General features: G+C 44.8%; 9 protein-coding genes. 4 read left to right on the top strand and 5 right to left on the bottom strand.

The features are described 5' to 3' along the window. The 4 genes from LZ23_RS06635 to LZ23_RS06620 all read left to right on the top strand — a co-directional run. Positions 1-1,135, top strand: a 1,135-nt coding sequence (locus LZ23_RS06635; protein WP_045212630.1) for an MFS transporter, incomplete at its 5' end; no start/stop codon positions are given. After that, positions 1,125-2,663, top strand: coding sequence for a murein biosynthesis integral membrane protein MurJ (gene murJ, locus LZ23_RS06630; RefSeq protein ID WP_045212647.1), 1,539 nt, complete (start codon positions 1,125-1,127; stop codon positions 2,661-2,663). The genes LZ23_RS06635 and murJ, both read left to right, overlap by 11 nt. A gap of 18 nt (positions 2,664-2,681) precedes the next feature. Then, positions 2,682-3,887 carry a DUF1015 family protein gene (locus LZ23_RS06625; protein WP_045212628.1) on the top strand — a complete coding sequence of 402 codons (1,206 nt, stop codon included), beginning with the start codon at positions 2,682-2,684 and terminating at the stop codon, positions 3,885-3,887. Between the two features lie 125 nt (positions 3,888-4,012). Next, a complete protein-coding gene (locus tag LZ23_RS06620; RefSeq protein ID WP_045212627.1) occupies positions 4,013-4,765 on the top strand; it encodes a tRNA1(Val) (adenine(37)-N6)-methyltransferase in 753 nt (250 codons plus the stop codon). Positions 4,766-4,934: 169 nt separating this feature from the next. Here the strand turns inward: LZ23_RS06620 and LZ23_RS06615 are convergent, their stop codons facing one another. From LZ23_RS06615 to LZ23_RS06595, 5 genes are all read right to left on the bottom strand, one after another. Continuing rightward, positions 4,935-6,380 carry a cobyrinic acid a,c-diamide synthase CobB gene (locus LZ23_RS06615; RefSeq protein WP_084590921.1) on the bottom strand — a complete coding sequence of 482 codons (1,446 nt, stop codon included), beginning with the start codon at positions 6,378-6,380 and terminating at the stop codon, positions 4,935-4,937. Positions 6,381-6,412: 32 nt separating this feature from the next. Next, positions 6,413-6,643 (bottom strand): dissimilatory sulfite reductase D family protein, encoded by a 231-nt coding sequence (locus LZ23_RS06610; protein ID WP_198145922.1) that lies wholly within the window; start codon positions 6,641-6,643, stop codon positions 6,413-6,415. 63 nt (positions 6,644-6,706) lie between these two features. Continuing rightward, positions 6,707-7,870 carry a dissimilatory-type sulfite reductase subunit beta gene (gene dsrB, locus LZ23_RS06605; protein WP_045212626.1) on the bottom strand — a complete coding sequence of 388 codons (1,164 nt, stop codon included), beginning with the start codon at positions 7,868-7,870 and terminating at the stop codon, positions 6,707-6,709. Between the two features lie 12 nt (positions 7,871-7,882). Beyond that, a complete protein-coding gene (gene dsrA / locus LZ23_RS06600; protein ID WP_045212625.1) occupies positions 7,883-9,196 on the bottom strand; it encodes a dissimilatory-type sulfite reductase subunit alpha in 1,314 nt (437 codons plus the stop codon). 198 nt (positions 9,197-9,394) lie between these two features. Further along, a complete protein-coding gene (locus LZ23_RS06595; protein ID WP_045212624.1) occupies positions 9,395-10,018 on the bottom strand; it encodes a tetratricopeptide repeat protein in 624 nt (207 codons plus the stop codon). Between the last annotated feature and the right edge of the window lie 54 nt (positions 10,019-10,072).

The following is a 10,072-nucleotide window of genomic DNA, read 5'->3' as shown; positions in this document are numbered from 1 at the left end:
GGTGGTAATTATGGCTCCAGTCTGCGGAGCAATCATGGATCATTCCAGATCCAAAAAGAAATTTCTTTTTGTGAGTTATGTTGTAACAATCCTGAGCACAGCATGCCTCTATTTCGTAGAACCTGGCATGATCATACTGGGCATGAGTCTTCTGATCATATCCAACCTGGCCTATTCCCTCGGAGAAGGTTTTATTGCTTCCTTTCTGCCTCAACTTGGGCCCCCTGGATCTCTCGGAAAAATATCCGGTTTTGGCTGGGCCCTTGGTTATATCGGAGGTTTGTTTGCAACTGGTCTGGTGCTGCTGGGTCTGGGTGGTATCGAGGAAAGTAATTTTGAAAGTTTACGCCTGACCGGTCCTCTGGCCGGACTATTTTTTATGCTTGGTGCTGTTCCTACATTTCTGTGGCTAAGAGAAGGTCCAGTTTATAAAACTGTTCCTCAACCCCTGTTGGGTTATGTCAAGACAGGCTACACAAGGATCAGAAGCACCCTGTCACATCTTACCAGTTTCAAAGATCTTGCTGTGTTTCTGCTTTCACTTTTTTTTGCCATGGCAGGTCTCTATATCATTATCAGCTTTACCTTTATTTACGGAGATCAGGTAATCAAGTGGGAGCCAAAATTTCAGATGCTTATGTTTGTGCTGACTCAGGTAACAGCTGCTGCAGGAGCTGTTATGTTCGGGATTGTCCAATCCAGAACAGGAGCACGAAAAACTTTTAATATAACACTATTGCTGTGGATTGTTGCCATCACCCTCATTTATTATACTCCGGATATTGCCAGGTTATTGTCTAACTTTTTTAATACTGAAATTGAACCCCAGCATTTTTTTCTCATTGTGGGCTGCCTTGCCGGTGCAGGACTTGGATCTGTTCAGTCCTGCGCCAGAACTCTTGTGGGTATTTTTACTCCAGGCAGCAAGGGAGCGGAATTCTTTGGATTCTGGGGAATGACCATTAAGCTCGCTGCCATTTTTGGCATCCTGAGCCTTGGTTTACTTCAATCTTTTGTAGGTTTGCGCTCAGCTGTCCTGCTGTGCATTATCTTTTTCAGCCTGTCCTTTCTAATCAGTCTCATGGTGGATGAAAAAAGAGGGCGAAAAGCTGCTGAGGATCATCTTGAATTCTAAACAGGACAAACACAGCTCAGGATCTCTGGCCCGAAAAGCATCTGTAGTGGCAGGTGCAACCCTGCTCAGCAGGGTTCTCGGCTTTATAAGGGATCTGATCATTGCTTTTGCTCTCGGCGCAGGCCCTATGGCTGACGCTTTCTTTGTAGCCTTCAGACTGCCCAACCTGTTGCGCCGTCTTTTTGCTGAAGGATCTTTAACCATGGCCTTTATACCCGTCTTTACCAAAACCAGGGACCTGCACGGACAGGAAGAAGCTTTTATTCTGGCAAGGTCAGTTCAGCTATGGCTGCTGATCATAGTAGGTATTATCACCCTCCTGGCAATTATTTTTGCTGCTCCCCTGACAGCCCTTATTGCTCCGGGATTCAAAAATGATCCTGAAACTTTTGATGCTGCAGTCACTCTTGTGCGCATCTGCTTCCCCTACATTTTGTTCATTTCAGCTGTGGCCCTGTGCATGGGCATACTTAATTCGCTCAATCACTTTTTTGCTCCTGCCGCGGCCCCGGCCATTATGAACCTGACTCTCATCGCTTTTGCCCTTTCAGCCTATTTAAGCGGAGGAGAAGTAGCCTTGTTTCTATCTGCTGGAGTTTTCTTTTCAGGTATTTTGCAATGGTTTTTCCAGTACCCTTTTCTTAAAAAAGCGGGGTTTTCCTGGAAAGGCAGCTACTCTCTCTCGCACCCGGGAATATCAAGAATAGGCAAGCTTATGCTGCCCACAATTTTTGGTGCAGCTGTATACCAGATCAATATACTTATTGGCACTATTCTGGCATCCTTTCTTGCTGCAGGATCCATCTCCTATCTTTATTATGCTGACAGACTTGTTCAATTTCCTCTGGGCGTATTTGCTGTAGCTATAAGTACCGCTGCCCTGCCCTCTCTCTCCTCTCTCGCAGGACAAGGTGATATTACAAACTTTAAAAAAACATTAAACACCTCATTAAATCTGACACTTTTTATTGCTCTGCCATCCACAGCAGGCCTGATAGGACTAAGCTATCCATTAATTGAAATAATATTCGGCAGGGGCGAGTTTGGACCAACAGCAATTCAAGCCACATCTCTGGCCCTGGTGGGTTTTGCTGCAGGCTTGCCTGCCTTCTCATGCGTAAGACCTTTGATCTCAGCTTTTTATGCCTTGGAAGACACTAAAACTCCTGTTAAAATAGCTGTCGTCAGCCTGATTGTGAACATTATACTTAGCATTGTACTTATGCAGAAACTACAGCATACAGGCCTGGCCCTGGCAGCCAGTATTTCTTCATGGGTCAATATAATTCTGCTTATCCTTGCTCTAAACAAAAAAATTGGAAGATGGCTTACTGAAACGCGAAGCATCCTGAAAATGACTGGAGCAAGTTGTGTTTTACTTTTGTCCATAAAATTTTTATCTATGCCTTCCTGGGCTGCTGTGGCCTGCATCCCTGTCTGGGGCATGGCCTATTTTATGCTGGCCCGAGCACTTCAAATACCTGAAACAATAATGATCCTGAAAATCTTTTATCGAAAATCATCATGAACCTGAGAGACAAATAATATGCCTGAATTCAAACCATTACCTTTTTATCAGTATAGCTGGAGTCATCCTGCAATATCATCCGAGGGTGTCATATCCCCTCCTTATGATGTTTTATCCCAGGCTGATATCAAAGCCCTTGCAGATCATAAATATAATGTTGTGCATATAGATTCACCACCAACTTACAATAAGGGCGCTGAAACATTGAGCCAGTGGATCAGTGAGGGGCTTATAAAACAGGATGATAAACCCGGTTTTTACATTATGGCTACAGAGTATGCCCAGAGCGGCAACAAAATGCGCTGGGGCATATTTGGCGGCATGAAAGTGCACCCGTTTGAGGACAAAAAAGTCTTTCCCCATGAACAGACTTACCCCAAGGCCAAAAATGACCGGCTTAACCTTATGAAGACTACCCAGGGACAACTGAGTCCCATTTTCGGTATTTATGATGATCCTTCACTGACCATGGAAGAAATCGGTACAGTATGCCTGTCCTTAGAGCCTGCTGCGTCATTTTTTCAGGAGCCGGGTATTTTTAACAGAGTCTGGTCCGTTCCTGACAGATACAATGCTGTCTTAACTGGTATGCTGCAGGACCGCAGGGTCTTTATCGCTGATGGACACCACCGTTATGAAACCGCCCTGAACTATAAGAACAGCATGCCCCAGAGCATTGATGCCCCGTGGAATTATGTATTTACTTACTTAAGCAATATCTCCTCCCCTGGACTGGAAATATTTCCGTACCACAGGATCCTTTCCTGGCAGAGTAATTTTGACTGGGAGCAGTTAATTGATAAAGCTAAGGACCACTTTTTGATCACACCAGCAGACTCTGCTGGCCAAAAGGATATTAACAGACCTGATGCTTTTACTCTTTGCCTAAAAAAGAGCTTTTTCCATTTTACTCCCCATAAACAACCGCATGACACTTTTGAGCATATCGGTGCCTATATCCTTGATAAACTTTTTCTGCGTCAGGCCATGCAGCTAAGCGAACATGAACTGGCTTCAGGAAACTACCTTAGTTACACCCATGATCAAAATCAGGTTATAAGTGATGTTCAATCCACAAAAGCCCAGGCAGGTTTTTTATTACAGCCGGTGCCCATGAAAATTCTTCAAAAAGTTTGTGAGGTCGGCCAGGTCATGCCCAGAAAATCAACTTATTTTTACCCTAAACTGCCCACAGGAATTCTTTTTCACCTTTGGGGCAGATAGGCTAAAATCATAAAGCTCAGGCTTTGTAACGGTTTAGACCTTTAGACAGACTTCAGACCTTGGACTTCAGACCTTGGACTTTAGACCTAGGACTTCAGACTTCAGACCTTAGACCTACTTCTCATATGATGAAAAACCCAGTAAACTTTCCAAGAGGTCTTATCCAGCCCAGGCAGGGATACAGGTTTTCAGTGGACTCTTTACTTCTGTCCTGCTTTATTCCTCTTAGAAAAAACAGCATTATAGCTGATTTAGGTTGCGGCTGCGGGGTTATTGGATTTGGAGTATTTCTAAGAAATCCTGAGGCAGACCTGACTTTCACAGGAATCGACAAAAGCCCTGATATGCTTGAGACTGCTGTAAGTAACTCGAAAATTATGGGAATTGAAGACAGGTTTGATTTCAGGCAGGCTGATGCAGCAAACCTGGCGCAAGCTGGTTTCAGGCCTGATACTTATGACATGATTCTAACCAACCCGCCCTATTACCGCACTGGGTCCGGCAGATTATCTGCCCATGAGGGCCGCAATGGGGCATCCTTCAGTTCGCAAAGCACACTGAATGACTTTTTCAAAGCCTCAAACTATCTTTTGAAAAACAGATCAAAAATCGGAGTGGTATTTTTATCTGACAGGATGGAAGAATTGCTCTGCAGCATGAAGAACAACAGACTTGAGCCAAAAAAAATATTGCCGGTTTATGGAAGAGAAGACAGGCCTTCACGAATCATCCTTGTGGAAGGAGTCAAAAACGCCGGCCCGGGGCTAACCCTTCTTCCCCCGCTTATCCTGCACAATACCGACAACAGCATAACTGCTCATGCCCTGGAATTTTGTCCTTTTCTGGAGTGCAACTCACAAAGAAAACAGATACAATGAGCAACTGTATCATGGGAGCATTACGCGTTTCTTAAAAATCAACTGGGGACAGTCCCGAAGCCAGGGACAGTCCCTGTGCCAAGCCGTCACAATCGGATTTTAAAGCCAAAATAGCTATGAGATACAACAAAAATTTACAGTTTTCAGAAACGCATAATGACTTGATGCATCATTGACAATGAATATCCGGACATGACTCTTGATTACTCAGCACTGAATTTTTGTAGATCAGGGCTGCTTTGACAAAATTTTCTGCCCATTTGCCAGCACCAAACGCATGGATATGTGTATAACCGGCCAGAACATTTCTGTAACATATACCATCTAACCCATCAGCTATTCCAACCCCCCTGTCCAGCTCAAAGCAAAAACTGAGATTATCCGGCAATTCAAGACATCTGGAGTAATGAAACTCATGTCCTGTAATTAACTCTCCTACTGGATAGAAGGGATTTTTGCGGGCCACTCTGGCCTGGACATAACCGTGCCCCTGAGGCTTTTTAAACAGCTTGGTCCTCACAGGAAGAATGCCTGCCATGGAAAAACATCTGTCTTCATACTCAAGACTTTCGGCAAGATACATGAAGCCCCCGCACTCAGCATAAATGGGAAGCCCCCTGGCAGAAAGAATTTTCAATCTTTTCTTGAGAATAGTATTTTCATCTAAGGCTTGTGCCATGGTTTCAGGAAATCCTCCGCCGAGATAAAGACCATGGATTTCAGGCCAGTCTTTTTTATCAAGAAGGGTCAGGTCTATAAGTCCAGCTCCGCTCTGTCTGAGAGCTTCCAGATTTTCTTCATAATAAAACCAGAGAGCCTTATCTCTGACCACACCAATAGTTGGCTTGTCGTGATTATGGAACTTATGAAGACTATTTGTTTCTTCGTGTACTGGAGCAGCACAGGGGGCATGACGGGCTATTTCAAGAACCTTATCAGTGTCCACATTGTCTTCAACAAGCTTGGAAATGGACTGAAAAATATCTTCAAGATCTGCATGTTCCTGGTCGGAAATAAGCCCCATGTGTCTTTCAGGAATGGGGTTATGCCTGATCTTGGGCAAAGCACCCAATACGGGTACATCTGTATATTGCTCGATGGAATTGCGGATTATGGTCCTGTGTCTTTGTCCAGCTGTCTGATTCAGGATAACCCCTGCCAGATTCAAATCCTCTTCAAAGAGTTTACAGCCCAGGACTACTGCAGCCATGGTACGGGTCACCTTGGTACAATCAATAACCAGCACAACCGGGGCCTGAAGAATTCTGCACAGCTCGGCAGTGGAATAAGATCCATGCACATCCTTTCCATCAAAAAGGCCGCGATTGCCTTCTATAACCGCTATGTCATGAAAATTTGCAAAAGACCAGAAAAGTGACTGGACTTTGGAGACTGGAAATAAAAAAGGGTCCAGATTTGAAGCGCTGTTTTCAGCTGCAAGAGACAGCCATTTAGCGTCAATATAATCTGGGCCCTTCTTGAACGGCTTGACCTTAAGACCTTTTTGAAAAAAAAGTCTGGACAGTCCTAATGATACTATCGTTTTACCTGACCCGCCCTTTAGGCCTGCCAGGGTTATCCTCGGAAAAATTAATTTATCAGTTTTATGTTCCACATTGGAATTGTAAGGTATAACTGACTAAGGATTTATCCTTCAGCTGTTTTACCGGCATCTTTTTTACCGTACATTGTGGTGCTTCCGCTGGACCAGAAGACCAGTTTGCCTTCCTGAACCAGAGCTGTCAAAAGCTTTTTAACTTCCCTGGCCTTCATATCCGGGAAAAGTTTGGTAAAATCATTGAAATAAAACTTTGTCTTGGACTTTTCTTTAGAATCCAAAAAATTAATAATTTCTTGTTTAGCTGCTTCTTGATCCATATTCACCATCCTTTGGTTTAGGCGCCGCCGGATTTGACGGCGCCACACTGGTTAATAAGACGATTAGAACTTGAAGTTCGTTGTTTGTCTCCAGGTATAGTAAGCAGGATCACGGAAGTCGTCAATAAGATGATGTGTAAATTCAAGATCACATGCCTCAAAGAAACGCTCCCAGCCAATGCGCTCTGCCCAGTCACCAACACGCTCGTACTTGCGCGCGCCCTTGGCATAGGCATCCACGATCTGGCGAACAACCTTGGCCAATGTAGGCCAGCGAGGTGTTTCGTTCGGAATAAAGGCTACAACGACTTTGGAGAACTTGGGGTTGGAGATACGGTTGGAAACCTTACCGCCAGCCATGATAACAAGTCCGTCACCTTCACCGTCTGTCAATGGCAGTGCAGGGCACATGGTGTAGCAGTTACCGCAGAACATGCACCTTTCATTTTTAATGGCCACAGTTTTAACGGTTTTGTCTTCGCCTGTTTTGGGGTCCTTTATGGTAGTCTTGGAAGGCCTGATGGCTGCTGTAGGACAGGAAGCTACGGCCAGAGGAATTTCACAAAGGTTTTCTAAGTTTTCATGGTCAATGATGGGGGGCTTGCGGTGATAGCCAAGAATGGCAATATCAGAGCAATGAACCGCACCGCACATGTTCAGACAACAGGCCATGGAAATCCTGAGCTGAGCTGGAAGCCTCATTTGCTGGAACTCTTCAAAAAGATCATCCAGTACAACCTTTACTGTTCCTGAAGCATCCGAAGCTGGTGTATGACAATGAATCCAGCCCTGTGTATGTACTATATTTGTAACTCCAGCTCCAGTTCCGCCAACAGGAAACTTAAAACTTCCACCTTCATGCTTACGTGAAGCCAGATCTTCCTTGAGAGCTGCCACTTTATCCTTGCTGTCCACCATATATTCAATATTATTTCTGGTGGTGAAACGAAGATAACCGTCGCAATGCTTGTCTGCAATTTCAAGTGCTTCACGCAGGGTTTCTGTACCTATAAGTCTTGGAGATCCAACACGAACAGTATAAACTTCATCCCCACTTTCAGCCTTGTGCATCAGCACGCCTGGTTCGAGAATTTCATGCCAGAGCCATTTGCCCTTGTTATTTTTGATAACAGGAGGCAAGAACTCGGAATAATGTCTTGGACCGATGTCGGAAATACGGTTTTCCATCGGTTTGTCTGGATTGTATCCTGATGATATAAAAGCCATTTTTTACCTCCCTTATTTCTGGTGACGTGATCTGTAGTCTGCAATGTCGCGATCCCAGCCGCCGGGTACCTCTTCTTCTTTCCAGAAGATGTATGGGTTGGTCCTGGGTTCCTGTACATGCTGGGGCATGGGCTTGATGCCGGTAACTTCCAGAAGTCTCTGGAAGCCCATTCTTTTCATGGTCTCACCAATACGCTCGCGGTTCTTGCCTTCTTCCATCCACCAATCCCAGATATTCTCGATGACTTCTTTGATTTCATCGTAAGGTTCTTCAGCCTTGATAAAAGGAACAAGCAGTGAGCCCATCTGAGCACCATCAAGAATCGGAGCCTTAGCGCCAACAAGAATTGACAGACCGCGATCATTACCAATGCGCAACGCTCTGGGCATTACATTGATGCAATGCATGCAGCGTGTACATTCCTTGTCATTGATTTTGAGCTTACCATCTTCCATCCACATACATTCTGTAGGACAGAGGTCAATAACTTCTTTTTGAAGATCAAACTTACCCCAGTCTTTGCCTGCATGGGCTCCGCCATTGGGTGCAATTTCACCACCAGAATAAGCAGCAACTGCTTCCTGATCAATACGAATCTCATCGCGCCATGTTCCAATAAAAGAAAGGTCGGAACGTGCTATGGAAGCAACACATCCATTGGGGCAGGCATCAAATTTAAACTTAAATTTGTAAGGAAATGCAGGCCTGTGCAGCTCATCCTGATATTCCATGGTCAACTGATAACAAAGTTCCTGGGAATCATAACAGGCCCATTCACACCTGGACTCGCCAAGACAGCACTCAGGGGTACGCAGGTTTGATCCTGAACCACCAAGGTCTGTGTTCAAGTTGTGGGTCAACTCGAAGAAGATCTCTTCCAACTGCTCTGTTCTGGTTCCAAGAAAAACGATGTCACCAGTTGAGCCGTGCATGTTGGTCAGACCGCTTCCGCGGAAATCCCAGAGATCACAGAGACTGCGCAGAAAGTCAGTCTTGTAGTACTTGGCTGCAGGCTGGTTGACACGCATGGTGTGAAAGTGAGCTACACCGGGGAATTGCTCAGGCTGGTCACAATACCTGCCGATAACTCCACCACCGTAACCGAATACACCAACGATACCGCCGTGCTTCCAGTGTACTTCGCCTTCTTTGTATGAAAGCTCCAGTACGCCAAGCAGATCGTCAACAACATCTTCAGGGATCTGATACTCGATCTCATTCTTCTTGGCGTGCCTTGCCTCTGACTGCCTTTTCAAATCAGACACAAAACTTGGCCATGGACCGCTTTCAAGCTGATCCAGCAAAGGGGTTTCATGTTTAGGCATTGAAAATCCTCCTTGAATTATGGTTATAACCTTATGAATAAAAAGTCGTCCCACTTAAAAAATAAATCTGACGACTTCACAACTCGCTTAACACTTGTACTTGATCCGGCTCTTGTGATTTTTCACACAAAGATAAACCGTTGTCAATATAATTTTCCTGAATAAATTTTTCAACTGGCACCATGCCGCGAAGAAATCTTATGATGACATCAGTTTTTCAAGCTCCTCCAGAACTTCCGGGGCAACCTCATAACCTGTTTCAGAAGCCTTATTGAAACTTTCTCTGGCCTGCTGATAATCCCCCTTTTCCATGTACGCCAGCCCCATATTATTATAAGCTGGTCCGAACCTGGGTTCAAGCTCAATTGCCTTTTTACTCTGCGCTATACAGCCGTCTACATCTCCCTGCATAAGATAGGCACTGCCCAAAGTGGCATGAGCCTGGACAAACTTGGGGTCAAATGAAATGGCCCGTTTAAGTGACCCAATAGCCTTATCCACGTCGTTACGCTGTAAATGCACAAATCCCATATTGCCATGAGGCACAGCAAAACGATGTCTGACTTTGCTGGCCATTTGATTGTAACTGAAGCAGCCATCAAGATCTCCTTCATTCATGGCAATTCCTCCAAGCTGCACATATGCCTCTGCAATGTCCGGATTCTTGCGGATAGCTTCTCTAAAAAATTCCCTGGCCTTTTCAAAATCTCGAGTGGCCAGGTAGTTCACTCCAAGATTGTAATGAGTTATACCGCAGTCTGGATTCTGCTCCAGCCTTTCTTCCAACTCTTTAATCTGTTGTTCAGTTGAAACATTGCTCATTATATCCCCTAAGTTGTATAATTTTTGTTTATTTTGTAAGTACCATACTGGAGG

The organism is Desulfonatronovibrio magnus, assembly GCF_000934755.1.
GTDB classification, from domain to species: Bacteria; Desulfobacterota; Desulfovibrionia; order Desulfovibrionales; family Desulfonatronovibrionaceae; genus Desulfonatronovibrio; species Desulfonatronovibrio magnus.
Note: the sequence above shows the minus strand (reverse complement) of the source record. Positions and strands in the feature narration are given on the sequence as shown.